Genomic DNA, 20,809 nt, shown 5'->3' on the forward strand with positions numbered 1-20,809 from the left:
ATGCCCAAGGTTTCAGTTATCGTACCCAACTATAATTACCGCCGATTTCTTACAAAAAGAATCGACAGCATCCTTGCCCAAACTTATCAGGATATAGAGATTATACTGCTCGACGATTGTTCTACCGACGGCAGTCAGGAACTTTTAAAACAATATTCGAAATATCCTACTGTTGTCAAATACTTGGTCAACGATAAGAACAGCGGCAGCCCGTTTGCACAATGGGAACGAGGTATGGCATTCGCACGAGGCGAATATCTATGGATAGCCGAGAGCGATGATTACTGCAAAAATAACTTCTTGGAAGTAATGGTCAATGCTTTAAACGATCATCCTACGGCATCTTTTGCAGCTTCCGGCTCATTATTGGTAGACGAAAACGACCGAATATTATCGAAAGACTATGATTGTTGGGATGAAGACGGCTCTATACATTTATATAATTCAGAGTCTTACATCAAGCAAAAGCTACTGTGGCACGACACTGTTTATAATGCAAGCATGGTTTTATTCCGCCGAACTGCATACGAAAAGATATGCCACGACTTCGCCCGAATGCACTACTGTGCCGACTGGCTTTTCTGGATAGCAATGGCATTGCAGGGAGATATCGTTGAAGTACGCCGAAAATTGAACTGCTTCCGTCAGCATCCGGAACGCGTAACCGTACGGTGCGACGGCACCAAAGGGCAACTTCAGGAAAAGATAATGATTGCTTCTTTCCTTTGGCAACTATCGTTTATCAGCAAATATAAGGTACATCTCGCCAAAGGGGCATTCTATAAAGAGATCAAACGTCTACATACAACAAGAGAACAACGAAAGGAATATCTACATATCATAAACGAAGAATTAGGCATAAAAAAGACAGATTACATTCTCGAGCGTACGGTAAAAATATTGAATCAGCTATTCCCATGGATCGTACCTCCGATAAACAAATAAACTATTTATGGAAAAGAACACGATGAAAACCACCATATTGGTGTCTACATACAACTGGCATAAGGCCTTAGAGCTATCGTTATCGAGTATGTTAAGGCAGACGCGAATGCCCGATGAGATAGTAATAGCCGACGATGGTTCCACTGACGACACGCGTACGGCAATAGAACGCATCCGCAAAGTTAGTCCTATTCCCATCATACATGTATGGCAGGAAGACGACGGTTTCCGCAAAACAATCATCTTAAACAAGGCCATCGCCAAGACTACAGGCGATTACATTCTGCAAGTAGACGGCGATGTAATCCTGTCGCCCCATTTCGTTTCCGACCATTTAGAGTTGGCCGAACGCAATTATTTCGTATGCGGAAGCAGAGTAAAACTCACTCCACAGCTCACAAAGCGCATATTGGCATCGCATACCCTTACGGTCAACGTATGGAATTTGCCGCTCACATTCATATTAAACAGTTTCCGTTCGAGGTTATTGCGTAGGTTCCTTGCCGAAAAATATGCACGACAAATCGATCATCTCCGTGGCTGCAACATGGCGTTCTGGCGGGATGATCTTGTCAAAGTCAACGGATATAACGAAGATTTAATGCAATGGGGACACGAAGATGGGGAGATTGCATTCAGGTTACACTATGCCGGTGTAAAGAAAAAAGCATTGAAGATGGGAGGCAATGTGTACCATCTGTATCACAAAGAGTCGTCGCGCAGCAACGAACAACGCCACTTAGACGAGTTGGAACGTGTAAAACGAGAGCACATATCATGGTGCCCTAATGGTCTTGACAAGTATCTGAACACCCATTCATAGCATGCAGTTCATCGCATTTCGGAAGTTTATATGTACCGCGGTTTCCGCTCTTATCCCTCATAAAGAGCTCCGCCATCGGGTGAGATATGCACTCGATCCGCTCAACGACCGGCGATGTACGGCATATTTCTCACGAAAATATGCAACACCTTTGGCCGGTGCATCACAAACAAAAGAAACCGTTAATCGCAATACACATACGGAATATATATGGCAATGCTGGTTACAGGGGCGACAGGCGGCACCTCCGATTGTAGATTTATGCCTACGCTCGGTAGAAAAACACCGCTTGCCTCATCAGCAAATCGTTGTCATAACCGAAGAAAACTATACCGAATACGTAGATATCCCTCACTTTATCATCAAGAAGAGGGCACAAGGAAAGATTGCAGATGCCCAATTTTCCGACTTATTGCGCATCTATCTCCTTGCCACCTACGGCGGTTACTGGATAGATGCCACATGCCTGCTTACGGCACCTATCCCCGATTGGATCGAAAAAGCCGAGTTCTTCATGTATCATTCGCACGGTGAATTTGCCTACACCCTTATACAAAGTTGCTTTATACGTGCCAAAACCGAAAGCTACCTTATACAACAGTGGAAAACGCTCATGACGGATTTGTGGAAACATGAGAACCGATTACTGCACTACTTCCAACTTCATCTGATGTTCAAGGCCATGATCACAAGCGATAAACGGGCAGCCTGTGAATACCGAAATATGCCTGCAGTGCCGGAAGACGACACCCACATTCTTTTTAACCGAATGAAAAAAAGCCATTCTCTTTCACAGGAAATGATAGAAGAGGCTGCCCGTAAATCGTTTATCCACAAGCTCACCTACAAGGTTTCACTCGAAAATAAGCAATTGCCCGATATTTTCAAAAACTAAACTTTACCGTTTTTCCGCGCTTCTATTATCTTTGCAACAACGGTAAACTGATAAATAGCTTCCCAAACGGCATAGATTAACCCGGGAACACCGTCTCTTATTCCACCTTTTAATATATAAGAACGGAAAAAACGAAATAGAGGTCGGCCTATTAGAGCGCCCGTCCCGTAACGCTTGTTCATACGTCTGCCCACCTCATTATCGGAATAAACGTTCGTTTTTCGGCAACGCATGGCTATCGTATCGTTGGCCAAATGCTCGAAGGCGAGGTCTTTTCGTGCTCTCGGAATACGTATCACCCGCCCCGTAACGATGGGCGAAGCGTGGATGACGGGCGGCCATTGCGTAACATCCTTACGGAAAAAGCGCAGTATGTAGTCGGGATAAGAGGCGTGCATGAAGCGCCCCATGAAGTAATTCTTCCTCGGTATGGCTATTCCTTCGGCGCAATCGGGCTGCCGGATATGCTCATAAAGATAAGCCTTCAGTGCAGGTGTCACCAATTCATCGGCATCCAAGACCAGCACCCATGGGTATGCGGCACTGTCGACGGCAAACTGTCGGGCCGGTTCCACGATGGTGTAATCGCGCTTTTCGAACGTAACGACGCGGCAACCTCTGCTCCGTGCAATCTCTACAGTGCCGTCTGTGCTCTCCATATCGCACACTACGATCTCATCAAAGCCGCTTGCCGCCTCGATTACCTCTGCCAGATGCGTCTCGGCATTATAGGTGTTGATTACAACAGATATACGATGCTCCGTCTTCATACGCACAAAGATACAAATAAAAACCATTCTCTAAGGCTTTTTAAAGAATATTCTTTAATTTTGCAGGCAAATACGATAAACCTGTAAGGACAAATGAACAATACAGTAATTCAGCGCGGCAAAGCATTCTTATCCAAACCTTTTTTCCACGAACCCCGTACCATTCTCTGGCTTTGGATGCTGCTCTCGGTGATCGCGATGGTACTTAAACTCCACCGATCCGATAACAATTTCCTTATTTTCAGAGGTGTTTTCTGGCACGCCGTCAAAGGTCTGTCGCTCTACGATGCCTATCCTGCCGAATATTTCGACGTCAATCATTACGGTCCGTTGTTCTCTCTTGTCATCGCACCCTTTGCAATTGTGCCCGAACCTTTAGGGCTCTTGCTGTGGTGCATTGCACTTTCACTTACATTATATCTCGCTATAAGCCGGTCAGGCTTCGAGAACGGACAAAAAATGTTTATCTTCTGGTTCTGCTCCGAAACGCTTCTTACGTCACTGTTCATGCAGCAATTCAATATTACCATTGCCGCCATTATCATCGCTTCGTACTTCCTGATAGAAAAAGAGCGCGACTTCTGGGCTGCTTTTCTTATTGTTTTGGGCACGTTCGTAAAGCTCTACGGCGTCGTAGGACTGGCGTTTTTCCTATTCTCACGCCACAAGTTGCGCTTCTCGCTGTCGCTCCTGTTCTGGGCGGTTGTGCTGTTTATCGCTCCTATGCTTATCAGCAGTCCGCAGTATGTCATCGAACAATATCAGGAATGGATTGTCTGTCTGAGCGGAAAAAACGTGGAAAACATCAATTCCATCGCCCAAAACATATCGGCGCTCGGCATGGTTCGCCGCGTTACGGGCAACATGTCTTACTCCGATTTGTGGCTCCTGCTGCCCGCACTCGTACTGTTTATCATCCCTTATTTGCGGTTCGACCAATATAAACATAAAGCCTTCCGGCAAACCATATTGGCTTCGGTGCTGCTGTTTGTCGTTCTGTTCAGCACAGGCAGCGAGTCCAGCTCTTATATCATCGCCCTCTGCGGCGCGTGCATATGGTATTTCGCGGCGCCATGGCAGCGCTCTAAGGCCGACATTGCGCTGATGATATTCGTGTTTCTGCTGTCGAGTATGGGTTCTTCAGACCTATATCCGCGCGAATTCAAGCGCGAAATAATACAGCAATACGCACTGAAAGCCCTGCCTTGTCTTATCGTCTGGTTGCGGCTGTGCTACGAAATGAGTTTCAAAAACTATGCTTATGACAAAGACATTTAGCCCTTTGTCGGTCGGATACGATGCAAAACGCATCGTTAGGAACGGCACCGGATTGGGCAATTACGGCCGCACGTTGGTCAACGATATGGCACATATCGTTCCCGAAGGTACTCGTTTGCGCCTTTACACACCCGACTTAGGGCGACAAGAACTCCGTTCAAAGATAATAGAAAGCCCTTCAGTGCAGTTCGTCTGCCCGAACGGTTACGGTTTCCCCATGGGCAAATCGCTTTGGCGCAGTCGTTTCGTGGTGAAAGACCTGCTGCGCGACGGCATCGACCTGTATCACGGACTGAGCGGAGAGTTGCCCATAGGCATCAAAAAGGCAGGCATCAAGACCGTCGTCACTATCCACGACCTCATCTTTATGCGCCATCCGGAGTTCTATAACCCATTGGATGCTTGGATTTATGCCCGCAAATTCTACCGCACTTGCCATGAGGCAGACCGCATCATCGCCATCAGCGAGTGCACCAAACGCGACATCATCGAGTACGGAAAGGTAGATCCGGAGCGCATAGACGTGGTATATCAGAGCTGTGCACCGCGCTTCAGCATGCAAATAAGCAACGAAGAACTTCAACAAACAAGTCGGAAATACCGGCTGCCGAGGCGTTATATTCTCAACGTAGGCACGATAGAAAGGCGCAAAAATGCGCTCCTTGCCGTAAAAGCACTGCCATTCTTGCCTGCCGATGTGTCGCTTGTAATCGTGGGAAAGCGTACAAAATACGCCGATGAAATTACGGAATATCTGCGGAAGAAACCAGCTTTACAACAGCGAGTGCTCATGCTCCAAGGCGTCAGCGATGCCGATTTGGCAGCCATATACCGGCAGGCCGCGTGCTTTGTGTACCCCTCCCGTTACGAGGGTTTCGGCCTTCCGATCATCGAAGCCATACACTGCGGACTGCCTGTTGCGGCCTGCACGGGCTCTTGCCTCGAAGAGGCGGGAGGCGAAGGCTGCCTCTATGTTTCGCCCGATGATGCCGAAGGACTGGCACAGGCCATAGACCTATTGCTGACAGAGGGTGCGTCTAAGGCCGATAGACAGGCAGCCTGTCGGGCATACATACGCCGTTTCGAGGGCAACGACGTAGCCTCTCGGGTTTTCGGAATATACGAAAAACTTACGAAATAGTGCCTTTCTGCCTGTGCAGAAACACGAAATGAAGCATTAAAAAGTTAATCGGAACGGCAATAGCCATCACCAATACGGGCGCAAGCCATTTGCTGAAGTCGAGCCACAGGAACAGGTTAAGCAACCCGATCTCCATAAAATAGTTCACTACATGGCTTCCTACAAAGCCTGCAGCATTCATCTTCGTGGGTTTCTGCTTAAAAGTAAAATAGGTGGTCAGTGCATAATTGCACACCAGCCCCATAGCATACCCCGCCGTGTAGGCTATGTTGGCATCGGCGAACAGCAGGAACAAGCAATATACTCCGTAATGAATGGCCGAACATACGGTGCCCACAACGCCGAAACGTGCCACGCGCCAGAAGTCTGCACGTATCTTAGGATGCTCCTGCCACAACTGTTTATACCTGCCGATGCTCATCTCCGATAATCTCGCTGATATTGTACAGCGGCCGATTTTTTACCTCCACGTATATTTTTCCTACATAAATACCCACCACGCCGATAGACAACAAGATAAATCCTCCTATCAGCCAAATGCTCAACATGATGGATGCCCAGCCGGGATATGCCGTGCCTGCGATGAGCGCATGGAGCACATAAATGCCGATGATAATGCTCATAACGATGAAAAAAGCACCGAGATAGAGTATTCCGTAGATAGGCTTCACCGAAAAAGAGGTAATGCCGTCGAGGGCAAGATTAAGCATCTTCTTCAACGTATATTTGGAATGTCCGGCTTGTCGCTCGCCGATAACGTCGTCAACAGTCGAAGAAGGAAGCCCAAGCATAGGGATTAACCCCCTTAGATACAAATTGCGCTCATGATAGCCTGCCAACATATCGAGTGCACGCCGGCTCATCAGACGGAAATCTGCATGGTTGAACACGCTTTTAACGCCCATGCGTTCCTGCAATTTATAGAATGTAACGGCGGTAAATCGCTTTAGAACGGGATCGGCCTTGCGGGATATCTTCACTCCATATACGATATCGCTGCCTTCGGCGTAGCAATCGATCATCTTGGGAATGGCCTGCAAATCGTCTTGAAGGTCGGCATCGATCGTGATAACGGCATCTGCCCAGCCCTTAGCCGTCATCATTCCCGCCATTATAGCATTCTGATGTCCCACGTTGTGTGCCAGATTAATGCCCCTGACAAACCTGTTTTCGGCCTGCAAACGGCGAATTATCTCCCATGTATGGTCCTTGCTCCCGTCGTTTACGAATACTATCATACTGTCAGAACTTATCTTTTCTTCTTTTATAAGTCCGTCGAGCAGCGACGTAAGACGTTTCGAAGAGGTTTCCAATACCTCTTCTTCGTTGTAACAAGGTGAAACTATGGCTAACGTAATCATTTGCTAAGACTGTTTGCGGTTAACAAAATCTTTGAAAGTAACGAACTCTTCGCCGCGTGCTTTCAGCATCTTAACCAACCGATCGAGCCTTCCGACCATCGCATCTCCGCTGTTTTTACGGATAATGAACGGCATCTTGTACTCACGATGGGCCTTCAGATCGTAAAATTCCCACGGGTGGAAATAGGTTACGAAGTACCCGTCGTGGCGCAACACGCGGCGAACGAGGGCATGATAAAGCCTTTCCGGCAGGTTATGAAGGGCCAGCCAAAACAACGGGAAGCGCATCCAAGGTGTTACGGATGCGGGAATTTGCATCACCGAATGCCTCATGAAATAAGTACGGGGGGCCGTCAGATGCATGTAACGTCCCGGGATAAACGCCGGATTAAGCGATGAATTGTAGCGGTATCCTGCCTTTTCGATGGCCTCGTCTGATACGGGAAACATGCGTGGTTGGCGGTAACCGAACGCTTGGACACCGCTCACACGCTCGATAATCTCCTTGGATACGAACACGTCATCGGCCTTCGGACGCCAATGGTCCACCCCATGACAGGCCGTCTCGTGCCCCTCTTCCACAATTCTACGTATCATTTCGGGCGCCTGTTCGGCAAAGTTTCCGGTGCAAAAGAAGGTAGCTTTCACGCCATTAGCCTTCAAACAATCGAGAATTTTACGGGTTCCATCCACGGAAACCCTCATACCTTCCTCCAATGAAATGTCTACTCCGTGCTCACGGGGCACGTCAAATTCCTCCGTATCAAAACTTAACAATATCATTTTGAGCTATATATGTCTACCGTGCAAAGGTACGAAAATAATTCTAACTATACCGAATTGCACTGCAAAAGTGCAGAAATAGGCAAAATATTTCATGTTCATAGTGCAATTACATAAAAAAGAAGTCGATTTCAGAACTTCCATATAACCTGCATATCCACATCGGTTTGCGAGCTTCTATCTATTTGTTGATAGGACGAGGAGATATGATTACGGTCGAAATAATCGGTTGTACCGACCTTACAGTATAGGTGCAGCTTCGCTGAAAGGGCGGCATGAGCCATGAGCATATAGCGGATGCCCTCGCCGAAGAATACGGGAAACGCGAAATTATAGCGCGGGCTCCGCTCACAACTGTACACCCTGCTGTCGTAATCATCGGTGTTGAAGTAGCCGAAACTGCCGTTCAACGTCAGCCAACGGCACCGGTAACCGATGTTCTGTGTAACCATCAGCCCCGTACTGTTGTGCATGCAACGGCAACATGCGCCGTCTATCTGCGTCTTGCACTGCCAGTGCGTACCGTCTTCAAAGGCGAAAGAAAGCCGTGCACGATGCTCTGTCTTACCGATAAGCAGTGTATGTGTATCGTTATCTTGCTGCCTGTTGCGCAAACGATAGCGCGCTGTAACGGTGATATTTCGCCGTTGATAGACGGCAGACAGCAGGTGATCCCACGACCGAGAGGCCTTGGAAACCCGATAGCGTGCCCACGGAAAATAGGCATAGTCGGTATATGCCGACAGTCGCAGGTGCCTGCAGACCTGCCAGTCGGCACCTATGTATGCGCCACTCTCGCCCTGTACGCTGCCTCCATCGTTGAAACTCCTGCTGAAAAGCGAATAATAACGATAGGAATAAAACCGCTGCAGCGCCATCAGAGAGAGCGAAGACGTGAGCCGGAAGCTAAGACTGTTCACGGTAGCAAGGGCATGGCAGTCGCCTGTTGCTATCTCTCCGTTGAACGAGAGCTTACCACTTGCGTAGCCGTAATCGGCACCTATGTTCCAAAAACGGCTGCCCGAGGGGCGATAACGCTGATAAATACGTCGGGTATCGGGGCATAACGGCTTGTCGAAAACGACATTCAGCGCCGTTACACTTACATGGAAACCGTTCCGGAAGTAACGCATGTTGGCGCCGAAAAGCGTTTCCGTGGCGTTATGTTTACGGTTCATTTCGCTCACCGTACGGTGGTAGCCCGTCTTCACAATCGTTGCAATGCCCGAACTATCCTTGGTCAGCGTTGCATCTATATCGCGATACGACACAAAGGCAGTGAGGTCGAGACCGCGAAAGATGCCGACCGTTGCTGCTACACCCTGCAGATAGTTGCCTTCGGAACGCGAACTGTGCGCTCGAACGCTATTGTTTGTCCGCCCCAAAGTGGCAAGCATGGCTGCTTTACCGAAGCCGTAATCGGTGTTCATGATAAGTCCCATGCCGAATTTCAGCCTGTATCGCCCTGCTACAAATGCCCTCATGCGCCCCCAATCACGCAACATAAGATAGAAAGAATAGTAATCGTAGCCCCACGAATTACGCCCCGAAAAGAATTGTTCGCCCGCATCTTGAGCGCCAACCACACCGAATTTCATGCTTTGACCATAGCTGTAAGCATAACGAAACGAGTGTTTGTAGCGATAACCGAGATATCCGTTGCGGTCGCCCCGCCGTTCATAGAGCGGTAAACGTACCGAAGCGGCCAGCTCGTTGCCCCCATATTTCAAGATATTTGCCAAAGACGGGAAACTTTGTCGGTGCTCTTCGCCCAAATAAACGAAGCATGCAAGTAACTTACGCCGCGGCTCATCCAAACTTTCAACCATCGAAAGTTCGCCCAAACTGCGCATCGGACCGTACTTATACAGATACTCCGACAGCTCTTCCACCTGCTCATCGGTCAGGAATATCAACCGTCCGAGGTCTTCGCGTGTGGCGGTATTCAGGTTTATCTTATGCTCCGAAAGGTCGGAAAGTATATCATAAACATCCTCCCACGATGCGTCTTCCGCATCTTCGAGACCGGTCAACTGCTCGTAATAGGTTTCCCAATCGGGCTTATTCTGCGCAAACGCAGCAAACGAACAAATAAAGAAGCCGACTAACAGAAATTGTCTATGCATGGTATCAGGTTATTCCGAATGTTTTAAAGAATGATATTTGTTCATTCAACAAATACTTTCTTCACGTTTCCGTCGCTCATCTTTACGATATTAATCCCGCTAATCGGACGGTTTATCCTACTTCCATCCATCGAAAAACGTGCTACCTCTGTTGCCTCTTTCACCGTTGCAGCAGGCATAACCGCCGTGGTTCCGCTTTCTGCCTGCAGGTTCTTAAACCGGTTCCAATCCCATGCAGCACGATAACTCGGCAACGACGGTTCTTTTACATACACGGCGCAGCTGTCATAATCGACATACCTAAAGGTGAAAACTCCCACAATGGGAGGAACAGACGATGCAACATGCAATTCTTTTAATGCCTCGCAACCGTCGAAGAGGTTCCCATCGAATTCTCCGACTTCGCCGAGTATGTTCACTTTCTGCAATTTCTTGCAGTCACAGAAAGTCTGTTCGCTAAGATCGGTAATGCTTTTCGGCACCGTTATTTCGGTGATAGACGTATTTCTGAACAGTCCGTTACCGATGCCATCCAATGAACTTGGCAGATTTACATGCTCCAAAGACTCGCAATTGGCGAACACGCTATTACCCAACATTTTAAGGCCTTCGGGCAACACAATGTTCTTCAAGCTCTTACAACCCTCGAAAGCATAGCTTTTAATTGCGGCAACTTTCGCCGGTATATGTACATTCTGCAGCTTATAACAATACCTGAAAGCATCGTGAGATATCGTTGTAAGCTCATCGGGCAGTACCGCTGTTTCCAAATCGGCACATTTCCAAAATGCGCCGACGCCTATTTCGGTAACCGAAGCGGGTACCTCGATCGCTTTCAGATGCGGCACTTCGCCCAATCCGAACGTTTCTATAACCTTCACAGTAGACGGAAGTTTGAGCACTTCAAGCGCCGTACAATGTTGAAAGAGAGTACGTGTAACGGTGTCGGTTCGTGTTATAAGGTTCATACCCAAATAAGGTTCTCCCCCTCTTACTATCCTGCAATCGGTTAAATCGAGGCTCTTAAGTTTGCCATTCGTAGGTTCCGATTGTACATCTGCTCCCGCCATTTCGCGCAAGAACCTAAAGTCGGTACCGTTGAGTTGGCCTTTCAGCTTCAGTTCGGTAATGGTATATTTCTCCGACAGGGGGATCATATCGGGCAAAGAGCCTGCCGTTGTAACCGTAAGTTCTCTGTATTGTGCCGCTGAAGACAGGGCCGTAAGCAGGCAAGCAACTATGAGTATATTCATTTTCATGTGCAAACAGTATTGGAATGGTTGTTTTATATCCCTGCAATATAGATCATTAAATATATTCATTGCGTCGGTTTACCGGTTCCTTGCAACCGGCATAGCAGTGCAAATATAATAAAACTCTATAAACATACGATATGCCTAAGGCGATTATTTTCAACATTTAACGCTGACAGACCATACACTTAAGGCGAATACATAGATGGTTTACCATCAACACAAGTACCATCTATGGGCGGTTGACAATAAGCATGTTTACGCAAGGAGTTGAACTTACAAAAGCTACTCCCCGACAACAACGCCGTTAAACACCCGTCTTTAACCCTTAATCCGTAAGGGCTGCTGCATCTTTTCATTCTTTTTCTTTGCCGTATGCGAATTTATTTGTAATTTGGCACCGCCTTTCTACGAGGCATAGGCCATGAAAGACCTAAAACTATACAACTTATCTAACATTCGCAAAAGAACACAATATGATAATCTTACACAAAAGATATTGCCCGAAAAGAGCCATTTTTTCTTGCATTGCTTTACTGCTTGTCATCGGCGAAGCATGTGCCTCGACCGCCCAGACGGCCGACCCCTCGGCAACAGACGATTGGGCTATCGTGAACATATCGGTGTGCAATTTGCGACAGGCTGCCGATTACGATGCGGGACAGGCATCGCAGGCATTACTCGGCATGCCCCTGCGCGTGAACCGAAAGAGCGGTGCATGGCTGCAAGTTACCACGCCCGACGATTATGAGTCGTGGGTATTGGCGCAGACGGTACGACAGGTAACCCGCACAGAGCTCGCTGCATGGAACACGGGCGGGCAGGTTATGGTGACCGCCCTTTATGCTTTCGTGCACGAGAGGCCCGATGCAAGAGCACAAACCGTAAGCGACGTAGTGGCCGGAGACCGCCTGAAACTGCTCGGAAAACAGGGAACATTCTTCCATGTGGCCTATCCCGACGGGCGCAAAGGCTATCTGCATGTGCGCAACGGGCAGGAGATAAGAGCGTGGCGCAGAACTGTTAAACGCAATGCAGCAAGCATCATAGCCTCTGCCAAGCGCCTTATAGGGCTGCCGTATATGTGGGGCGGCACGAGTACAAAGGGGGTGGATTGCAGCGGTTTCGTGCGCACAACGCTGCTGATGCACGACATCGTTATCCCCAGAGATGCCTCACAGCAGGCTTACAAAGGCGAACATTTGGAGATAGCCCCCGACTTCGGCAACCTTATGGCCGGCGACTTGGTGTTCTTCGGCTCGCGTGATGAGGAAACAGGCAAGCCCCATGTAAGCCATGTGGGTATCTATCTCGGCAACAAGAAGTTCATCCATTCGCTCGGTTTCGTGCATATAAGCAGCTTCAACCCGCAGGATAAGGAGTACGATGAGTACGACTTGAACCGGCTGTTGTGGGCGCAACGGGTGCTGCCATATATAAATAAGGTGGACGGAATGAGCACCACCGACCGCAATGCGTATTACAAATAACTACCGGTCGACACAAAACCGACGCATATCTTAAATAAGAAAAACAACCATGAGTACCAGACGAGAGTTTCTGAAAAAGGCTACATTGGCCACGCTTGGCGCGGCGGTTCCGATTAACAAGGCCGATGCCATCGGCAAGATGGTGCTACCGATGGTCAATATCAACCGGAAAACCGGTCACGGAGGCAAACTCCGGATGAACTTCTTCCCCTATGAATTGAAGTTGCGCCATGTGTTTACCGTGGCTTCTTACTCGCGCTCGACCACTCCCGACGTACAGTTAGAGATTACATACGACGGCGTTACGGGCTACGGAGAGGCCTCTATGCCGCAATATCTCGGGCAGTCGGTGGCGAGTGTTACGGCGTTTTTAAAGAAAGTAGACCTTGGCCAATTCAACGATCCGTTCCAGTTAGAAGACATATTGAGCTATGTAGACGGCTTATCCGTGGGAGATACGGCAGCCAAAGCGGCCATCGACATCGCTTTGCACGACCTTGTAGGCAAGCTGCTCGGCGCTCCGTGGTACAAAATATGGGGACTTAACAAGGCTAAAGCGCCTTCTACCACCTTTACCATAGGTATCGACACGCCCGAGGTGGTACGTCAGAAAACGCGCGAATGTGCCGACAGGTTCAATATATTAAAGGTAAAGCTGGGGCGCGACAACGATAAAGAGCTGATAGAAACCATTCGAGAGGTGACAAAACTACCGATTGCCGTAGACGTAAACCAAGGATGGAAAGACCGGCAGATGGCTCTCGACATGATATACTGGCTGAAAGAGCGCGGTATCGTGATGGTGGAACAGCCCATGCCTAAAGAACAAAAGGACGACATTGCATGGATAACGCAGCAAAGTCCGCTGCCTATCTTCGCCGATGAGGCCATACAACGCCTGAAAGACATCAAAGACGTGGAGGGAGCCTATTCGGGTATCAACATCAAACTTATGAAATGTACGGGCATGCGCGAGGCTTGGAAGATGCTGAACTATGCACGTGCCATCGGTATGAAGGTCATGGTGGGCTGCATGACGGAAACTTCGTGCGCCGTAAGTGCTGCGGCTCAGCTGTCTCCGGCCGTAGACTTCGCCGACTTGGACGGTAACCTGCTCATCGCAAACGACCGTTTCAGAGGCATGGAAGTAGTGAAAGGAAAGATTACGCTGCCCGATCGTCCGGGCATTGGTATAGTGAAAACATCATCGAAAGTATAACTCACCGACTTTATGATGACACACTATCGCCTACATATCGTTCTTACGCTCGCATTCTTGAGTTGTTTCATGGCTGCCGAAGCGCAGTTGCAACCCGCCGATCTGCACCACCGACTGCTGATAGACTTCAACAAAAGCCGCGATGAGGTAAAAGCCTATATCCGGAAATACATACCGGACGTAACCGACGAACAGATGAACCGATGGGAACAGACAAAGGCTCTGGAAACGATGGTTATCGACGGTAAGAAGCGTTATTTCCACAACGCGGCGCCCAATCTGTTCCGCATAGACCGCGAATGCGCCCGCATCAAAGCAGCGAAAGACGGTATAAAGACGGATGGTTCAGAAGAGGTAGATAAGGAAAACGTGCCGCTGATCATCAGAAATGCACCGAAAGACGGCCTACGGATGGCCGAAACAAAACGACACCGCGTGACTTATACGCTGACAGTAGAGGCGGATGCCGTGCCTGCAGGGCATATCATTCGCTGTTGGTTGCCCTTTCCACGCACGGATATGGCACGGCAAACCGACGTAAAACTGCTGAGCACGTCTGAAAAGAGTTACAAACGTTCTCCCGAGAGCTGTGCCCATTCCACCCTGTATATGGAGAAAAAAGCCGAAAAAGGTAAGCCCACGGTGTTTCGAGAGACGTTTGAATATGCCTCTAAAGGGTGCTGGTATGATCTGCAACCCGAGCAGATAAAACCGTATGATACGCACACCTTATTATATAAGAGATACACCTCGGAGCGCGACCGGCACATTCTGTTCACGCCGCGGCTGCGACATATCGCCGACAGTCTTACCCGTGGTGAGAGGAATCCGCTGCTGAAAGCGAAGAAAATCTTTGCATGGATCGACGCTAACTTCCCGTGGGCGTCGGCACGAGAGTATTCTACGATCGAGAACATTCCCGAATATGTGGTGGAAAATCACCACGGCGACTGCGGACAGGTAACATTGCTGTTTCTCACGCTCTGCCGTATCAGCGGTATTCCGGCACACTTCGAAAGCGGTTTCATGATGCATCCGGGCAGCGAAAACCTGCACGATTGGGGCGAAATTTACTTCGAAGGCATAGGATGGGTGCCCGTAGACATGTCGTTCGGCATGCCGTCTTACGCCGCCAACGAGCAGGAGCGTTGGTTTTTCCTTGGCGGAATAGACTCGTGGCGCATGGTGGTCAATTCTGATTTCGGCATGCCCTTATGGCCCGAAAAGCACTTCCCGCGCAGCGAAACGGTAGACTTTCAACGCGGAGAAGTAGAATGGGACGACGGTAACCTGTACTTCGACCGGTGGAACTGGGATATGGAAACAGAAACAATTTCATAGTCTTCCTTTAAAAAACTTTTAAAATTCCTTGGTAATTCAAAATAAATTAGCAATCTTTGCAGCGAGGTGTCTATGTTTCTATGGCCTAATGAAAATAAATAACCGTAAGCAAAAACAACACAAAACGGTTGCCACACGGAAAAACAAAGACACAAATACGGACACCATATCAAATAATGTATAACTTTAAAAAATCGCTTATGAAAAAACGACTTGTCCTTATAGGGGCACTATTTCTCTCAAGTGGTGTAACCGGGAGCCTTGCATATATGCATGCATCCCCAAGTCCACAAATCGTAAATGAAAGTAAATCTACCATAGACGTAACGGGTACCGTCGTTGATGAGCAGGGCGAACCTCTTGTCGGTGTAAGTGTTATGGAGGTAGGTTCTAACCGTGGCAGTGCTACCAACATCGATGGTAAATTCTCTTTTAAGGCTGCAAGCGATGCAAAGCTCAAAATTACATTCCTTGGTTATAAAACTGTAACCGTTAAAGCTAAAGAAAATCTGCAGATTGTACTGCAAAACGACAATGCACTTTTGGATGAAGTCGTGGTTGTAGGGTACGGACAACAGAAGAAAGTGAACCTTACAGGAGCTGTAGCCAATGTAGATTTGGACAAAATACTCGCAAGTCGTCCGGAACAGGATGTAACCAAAGCGTTGCAAGGCGCTGTTCCCGGGCTCACCATCCTGAATACCAGCGGCGATATAGACGGCACTCCGTCGATTAGTATTCGTGGGTTGGGCACGCTTTCGAATAGTCAGAATTCATCACCCTTGATTGTTGTAGACGGCGTACCTGTAGACAATCTTTCCATGATCAATGGCAACGATATCGCCACGATATCCGTATTAAAAGATGCAGCTTCGTCTGCTATTTACGGTAGCCGCGCTGCCTTCGGCGTAATTCTCGTTACAACAAAGCAGGCAAAGAAGAGCGATCGCGTCTCTATAAAGTATGATGCTCGCTTCGCTTGGGATTGTTCAACTTACTTACCCGACTACCCTGATGTTCCTACACAGCTTCAGGCAGCCATATCGGCTAAGGCTCGAGCCGGATCAGGTTCCGTAGAGCTCTTCGGTATGTATTTCGATCAGCTGTTACCTTATGCTAAGAAATGGCAGGAACAGAACGGAGGTAAGAAAGGTTACAGCGTGATGCGTCCTTATCAAAGCGACAGCGATGTGGGTGATTATGCCTTTATTAACGGGCAACCTTTCTACTATGCAGACTACGATATCCGTAAGATATGGTACAACAATGCGGCACCTTCGCAGAGTCATAATATATCTCTGTCGGGCGCAAGCGGGAATACTACATTCTATGCTTCGTTCGGATACGATAGCAAGGAAGACGTTATGAAGTTCAATCCCGGGCAACGTAACAGATACAATGCTTTACTCAATATCAAGACAGACGTTACCGATTGGCTGGCTATTGGGGCCCGCTTCAACTTTACAAGCCGTCACATGAGTCGCCCGGATACATGGAATAATATCTATCAATATCTGTGGCGATGGGGTTCGTTCTTCATTCCATCGGGAATAATGAGAACTGCAGACGGCACAGAATATGATTATCGAGTGATTGCCATACAGAAACAAGCCGCACGAAAGATTACTGTACACGACAGACTTAGCATGAGTGCCTACGCCAAAGCCAATATCACAAAAGATCTTACACTGAATGTAGACTACACATTCGATATCGACAACTACAATTATAAGTCGAGCGACCACAGTGTATATGGCATGAATTGGACGGGAACTGCTCCTACCTACATTGTTCAGAAATCAGAGACTTCCGTTACACGATGGAATACTAAGAACAACCGTTGGACTGCCAACGCTTATATAAACTATGCCCACACGTGGAAGGATGCCCATAACCTGAACGTAATGGTAGGTATTAACGGCGAAAATTATAAGTCGGATAACTTTTCAGCCATGCGGACACAGTTGTATGATGAGAACTATCCCGAACTTAATCTTGCCTATGGAGATATGACAAAGGCAGCGATAGACTCGGAAACAGGCGACCGTGCATCGGCTGGTTATTTCGGGCGTATCAATTATGATTATAAAGGAATTTACCTATTGGAACTGAACGGACGATACGATGGTTCCTCACGTTTCCCTGAGGGCGACCGTTGGGCGTTCTTCCCATCGATATCTGCCGGTTATCGTTTTACCGAAGAACCTTATTGGAAAGACCTTCATCAATACGTATCGAACGGTAAATTGCGCCTCTCTTACGGTGAAATAGGCAATGAAGCCGTAGGAGACTGGATGTTTGTTTCTACCATCAGTCCGATTGCAACAGACAAACTTTATTGGCTGAATGGTTCGGGTACAAAAGTAAATCAATTCGGCATGCCCGATTGGGTATCTCCTACACTCACATGGGAACGTATACATTCGTTCGATATCGGCCTCGATCTCGGTTTCCTCAACGACGAACTTACTCTTACAGCCGACTGGTATCAGCGTACTACTAAGGATATGCTTGCTCCCGGTACGGCACTCCCGCCCAGCGTAGGCGCCAACGCTCCTTATTCTAATGCCGGCGAACTCCGTTCACGTGGTTGGGAAATATCGCTCAACTGGCGTAAACAAATCAACAAAGACCTCGGCCTTTATGCAAACTTCAGCATAGGAGATTCTAAAGTAAAGGTTACCAAGTGGAACAACACATCCAAGGTTATTGGCCATACAGGAGGTATCGTTACCGATGCTAATGCTAAGACTTATGCATATGCAGGAGAGAACTGGGGAGACATTTGGGGCTTCGAAACGGAGCGTTACTTCACGGAAAACGACTTCGATGGAAAGAATGCTGACGGCTCATGGAAATATAAGGCAGGGGTGGCCGACCAAACAGGCATCCAAACCGATAACTTTGTCTATGGCCCCGGTGATATTAAGTTTAAAGACCTGAATGGTGACGGCGTGATCAACGGCGGTAAGGGAACTGCCGATGATCATGGCGACTTGAAAGTGATAGGAAACACACTTCCGCGTTACGAATACAGCTTCCATGTCGGCGGCACATATAAAGGATTCGATCTCGACCTATTCTTCCAAGGTGTAGGAAAGCGCGATATGTGGACACGTTCTTCCTTTGCATTCCCCGAAATGCGTTCAGCCGATTTAGCTATATATTCTCACCAAACCAGCTATAACGTATATGATCCCGACAATAATATAGTAAACATCAGCGAAAGCAATGCTTTCCCATGTTTGTACCCGGGCAATGAAGGCGCCGGCAACGTATCCGGTCTTGCAGCTATAGGCGGATGCCACAACTATTATCCGCAAACAAAATACTTGGTAGATATGTCTTATCTGCGCCTCAAGAACATTACATTAGGCTACACGATGCCGACATGGCTCACCAAGAAAGTCTATATTCAGAAACTACGTATCTATGGAAGCGTGGACAACTTATGTTTGCTCCATAAAGGCAGCGGCGATTTACCCGTCGATCCCGAGGTAAATACCGGTCAAGGTTCTCTTTCCTACGGCACGTGGGGACGTACATATCCTATCACACGCAGTTGGTCTGTAGGTCTGCAAGTTACTTTCTAAGTTATCAAACATAAAAGAACAACACTATGAAAAAATCAATATTATATACTTTCGCAATCGCTGTATTTCTATTAACCGGTTGCGATGACATGCTTGACAAGTCGCCCCGTGACCAACTAAGCAATACTCCTGTGTTCTGGAACAATTCGAACAACGTGGAAAGTTACAGCAATAGATTTTACACGAATTATATAGGTTTCAGTCAGAACGGAGGCGCCGGATGGTTTTATTTCATGAGCTTGTCAGACGATCAAGTAAGCCCTACATTCGACAATTGGGACTATGTAACCGTGCCGGCTACGACAAGCGACTGGACCGGCAAGTTCCAAGAAGTACGTCGCATCAACTATATGATACAAGGGTTAGCTGCATCTACGCTTTCTAACAAGGCATATTACATGGCTGTGGGCAGACTCAACAGAGCATGGGAGTACTACCAATTGGTTCGTGAGTACGGAGATGTTCAATGGTTGGACGAAGTAATTACCGATCCGGAGGATACGAAAATATACGGAAAACGTACCGACCGCGACGTGGTGATGGACTCTGTACTCAACGATTTGGACTATGCTATCGCAAATCTAAACTCGGTAAGCGACAAAACAGCATGGAGTAAAGAGATGGCACAGGCCATGAAGAGCGATATTTGTCTGTACGAAGGCACTTATTGCAGGTACCGCACATTGGCCGATAACGGCAAGGCTCCCGATGAAACCCGTGCCAAGAAATATCTGCAGGAGTGCGTGTCTGCATCAGAAGCCATCATGTCTTCTGGAAAATTCGGGCTCACCTCCAACTATGGAGAGATATACAATTCGCTGGCGCTCGGCAGCTGTAATGAAATCATCTTCTACCGTAATTATGAAAAGGATTTGGTGATGCACGGCACGATAGACTACACTTGCAGTTCTACCGAGCAAAGAGGTATCTCACGGGATGCTATCGATGCCTTCCTCTTTACAGACGGAAAGCCCAAAGCAACGACCACTCTCAGCACCGACGACAAAGCTGTACTCAATGCGAAAGGCGACTATTCCATTAGTAAAATGCTGTCTGTACGCGACAAGAGACTCTCCGTACTCGTCGATTCCATCGTATGTTTCAAAGGTCATGGATGGGCCCGTCTCAACAATGACGGAGGAGCGTCGGGATCAGCCTTGATGACTTCGTCTACCGGATATACCATCCGCAAATACGACAACCTTACTCTGGAAACCTATTACCGCACGAATACGAACACCGGTTATACCGATGCTCCGCTGTACTGGTATGCTGTAATCTTGTTAAACGAGGCTGAAGCCAAGGCTGAGTTAGGCACCATCACCAACGACGACTTAGATAAAACCGTCAATTTGCTAATGAGTCGTGCCGGATTACCTAACCTCACAACGTCTCCGGCTGCCGATCCGGCCAACAATATGGGCGTAAGCAATCTGCTTTGGGAGATACGTCGTTGCCGCCGTTGCGAACTGATGACAGACAATTGGTATCGTTATTGGGACATCATACGTTGGCATCAGCTCGACAAACTCGACAGCAATACCTACCCAAACATCAATCGTGGTGCCAATCTGAGTAATGTAACCAACTGTGAGGTAGCATTGGATGCAGACAAATACATCATCGGAACAACGGCTACACGTACCTATAGGAATAAATATTATTTATATCCGGTACCGACAAATCAGCTTACATTGAGCCCGGAAACCGGACAGAACCCCAACTGGGAGTAAATGTCACACTGTTTCCATTCATTCCCATATTAATCACGCTACCGGAGTTTTAGTAAAA

At 47.9% G+C, this 20,809-nt stretch carries 16 protein-coding genes; 10 read left to right on the plus strand and 6 right to left on the minus strand.

Annotation, left to right across the window (positions count from 1 at the left end; translation table 11 throughout):
• From HMPREF0663_RS04345 to HMPREF0663_RS04355, 3 genes are read left to right on the plus strand one after another with little or no spacing between them, the layout of a single operon-like run.
• Window positions 1-945, plus strand: coding sequence for a glycosyltransferase family 2 protein (locus tag HMPREF0663_RS04345; RefSeq protein WP_004369024.1), 945 nt, complete (start codon window positions 1-3; stop codon window positions 943-945).
• Between the two features lie 7 nt (window positions 946-952).
• A complete protein-coding gene (locus HMPREF0663_RS04350; protein WP_004369025.1) occupies window positions 953-1,768 on the plus strand; it encodes a glycosyltransferase family 2 protein in 816 nt (271 codons plus the stop codon).
• 1 nt (window position 1,769) lies between these two features.
• Window positions 1,770-2,663 (plus strand): capsular polysaccharide synthesis protein, encoded by an 894-nt coding sequence (locus tag HMPREF0663_RS04355; protein ID WP_004369026.1) that lies wholly within the window; start codon window positions 1,770-1,772, stop codon window positions 2,661-2,663.
• On the opposite strand, the gene HMPREF0663_RS04360 is transcribed toward HMPREF0663_RS04355, so the two are convergent.
• The gene (locus HMPREF0663_RS04360; protein ID WP_004369027.1) at window positions 2,660-3,460 is read right to left on the minus strand and encodes a glycosyltransferase family 2 protein; all 801 of its coding nucleotides are present in this window, start codon (window positions 3,458-3,460) and stop codon (window positions 2,660-2,662) included. The genes HMPREF0663_RS04355 and HMPREF0663_RS04360 overlap by 4 nt on opposite strands.
• Before the next feature lie 66 nt (window positions 3,461-3,526).
• On the opposite strand from HMPREF0663_RS04360, the gene HMPREF0663_RS04365 reads away from it, so the two are divergent.
• Together HMPREF0663_RS04365 and HMPREF0663_RS04370 are read left to right on the plus strand one after the other, a co-directional pair.
• Window positions 3,527-4,711 (plus strand): glycosyltransferase family 87 protein, encoded by a 1,185-nt coding sequence (locus HMPREF0663_RS04365; RefSeq protein ID WP_004369028.1) that lies wholly within the window; start codon window positions 3,527-3,529, stop codon window positions 4,709-4,711.
• Window positions 4,689-5,852 carry a glycosyltransferase family 4 protein gene (locus tag HMPREF0663_RS04370; RefSeq protein ID WP_016665403.1) on the plus strand — a complete coding sequence of 388 codons (1,164 nt, stop codon included), beginning with the start codon at window positions 4,689-4,691 and terminating at the stop codon, window positions 5,850-5,852. The genes HMPREF0663_RS04365 and HMPREF0663_RS04370 overlap by 23 nt, the downstream gene beginning before the upstream one ends.
• On the opposite strand, the gene HMPREF0663_RS04375 is transcribed toward HMPREF0663_RS04370, so the two are convergent.
• The 5 genes from HMPREF0663_RS04375 to HMPREF0663_RS04395 all read right to left on the minus strand — a co-directional run bounded on the left by HMPREF0663_RS04375 (window position 5,842) and on the right by HMPREF0663_RS04395 (window position 11,381).
• Complete coding sequence (locus tag HMPREF0663_RS04375) at window positions 5,842-6,273, minus strand: GtrA family protein (protein ID WP_004369030.1); 432 nt, start codon at window positions 6,271-6,273, stop codon at window positions 5,842-5,844. The two genes, HMPREF0663_RS04370 and HMPREF0663_RS04375, sit on opposite strands and share 11 nt — an antisense overlap.
• A complete protein-coding gene (locus HMPREF0663_RS04380) occupies window positions 6,254-7,213 on the minus strand; it encodes a glycosyltransferase family 2 protein (RefSeq protein ID WP_004369031.1) in 960 nt (319 codons plus the stop codon). Before HMPREF0663_RS04380 ends, HMPREF0663_RS04375 begins: the two co-directional genes overlap by 20 nt.
• 3 nt (window positions 7,214-7,216) lie before the next feature.
• Entirely contained in the window at window positions 7,217-7,996 is a 780-nt protein-coding gene (locus HMPREF0663_RS04385) for a polysaccharide deacetylase family protein (RefSeq protein WP_004369032.1), read from the minus strand.
• A gap of 131 nt (window positions 7,997-8,127) precedes the next feature.
• The gene (locus HMPREF0663_RS04390) at window positions 8,128-10,122 is read right to left on the minus strand and encodes a helix-hairpin-helix domain-containing protein (RefSeq protein ID WP_004369033.1); all 1,995 of its coding nucleotides are present in this window, start codon (window positions 10,120-10,122) and stop codon (window positions 8,128-8,130) included.
• 41 nt (window positions 10,123-10,163) lie between these two features.
• On the minus strand, window positions 10,164-11,381 hold the full coding sequence (locus tag HMPREF0663_RS04395; RefSeq protein ID WP_159430519.1) for a leucine-rich repeat domain-containing protein: 1,218 nt from the start codon (window positions 11,379-11,381) through the stop codon (window positions 10,164-10,166).
• A 470-nt stretch (window positions 11,382-11,851) separates the two neighbouring features.
• Between HMPREF0663_RS04395 and HMPREF0663_RS04400 the strand changes: the two genes are divergently transcribed.
• The 5 genes from HMPREF0663_RS04400 to HMPREF0663_RS04420 all read left to right on the plus strand — a co-directional run bounded on the left by HMPREF0663_RS04400 (window position 11,852) and on the right by HMPREF0663_RS04420 (window position 20,751).
• Window positions 11,852-12,865: a C40 family peptidase gene (locus HMPREF0663_RS04400; RefSeq protein ID WP_016665405.1), complete on the plus strand. Its 1,014-nt coding sequence runs from the start codon at window positions 11,852-11,854 to the stop codon at window positions 12,863-12,865.
• A gap of 49 nt (window positions 12,866-12,914) precedes the next feature.
• Window positions 12,915-14,084 (plus strand): dipeptide epimerase, encoded by a 1,170-nt coding sequence (locus HMPREF0663_RS04405; RefSeq protein WP_004369037.1) that lies wholly within the window; start codon window positions 12,915-12,917, stop codon window positions 14,082-14,084.
• Between the two features lie 69 nt (window positions 14,085-14,153).
• On the plus strand, window positions 14,154-15,425 hold the full coding sequence (locus HMPREF0663_RS04410) for a transglutaminase-like domain-containing protein (protein ID WP_231375175.1): 1,272 nt from the start codon (window positions 14,154-14,156) through the stop codon (window positions 15,423-15,425).
• A gap of 200 nt (window positions 15,426-15,625) precedes the next feature.
• Window positions 15,626-19,018 carry a SusC/RagA family TonB-linked outer membrane protein gene (locus tag HMPREF0663_RS04415; RefSeq protein WP_016665406.1) on the plus strand — a complete coding sequence of 1,131 codons (3,393 nt, stop codon included), beginning with the start codon at window positions 15,626-15,628 and terminating at the stop codon, window positions 19,016-19,018.
• A 26-nt stretch (window positions 19,019-19,044) separates the two neighbouring features.
• Window positions 19,045-20,751 (plus strand): RagB/SusD family nutrient uptake outer membrane protein, encoded by a 1,707-nt coding sequence (locus HMPREF0663_RS04420; protein WP_004369040.1) that lies wholly within the window; start codon window positions 19,045-19,047, stop codon window positions 20,749-20,751.
• The last annotated feature ends 58 nt before the right edge of the window (window positions 20,752-20,809 follow it).

Source organism: Hoylesella oralis ATCC 33269 (assembly GCF_000185145.2).
Classification (GTDB): domain Bacteria; phylum Bacteroidota; class Bacteroidia; order Bacteroidales; family Bacteroidaceae; genus Prevotella; species Prevotella phocaeensis.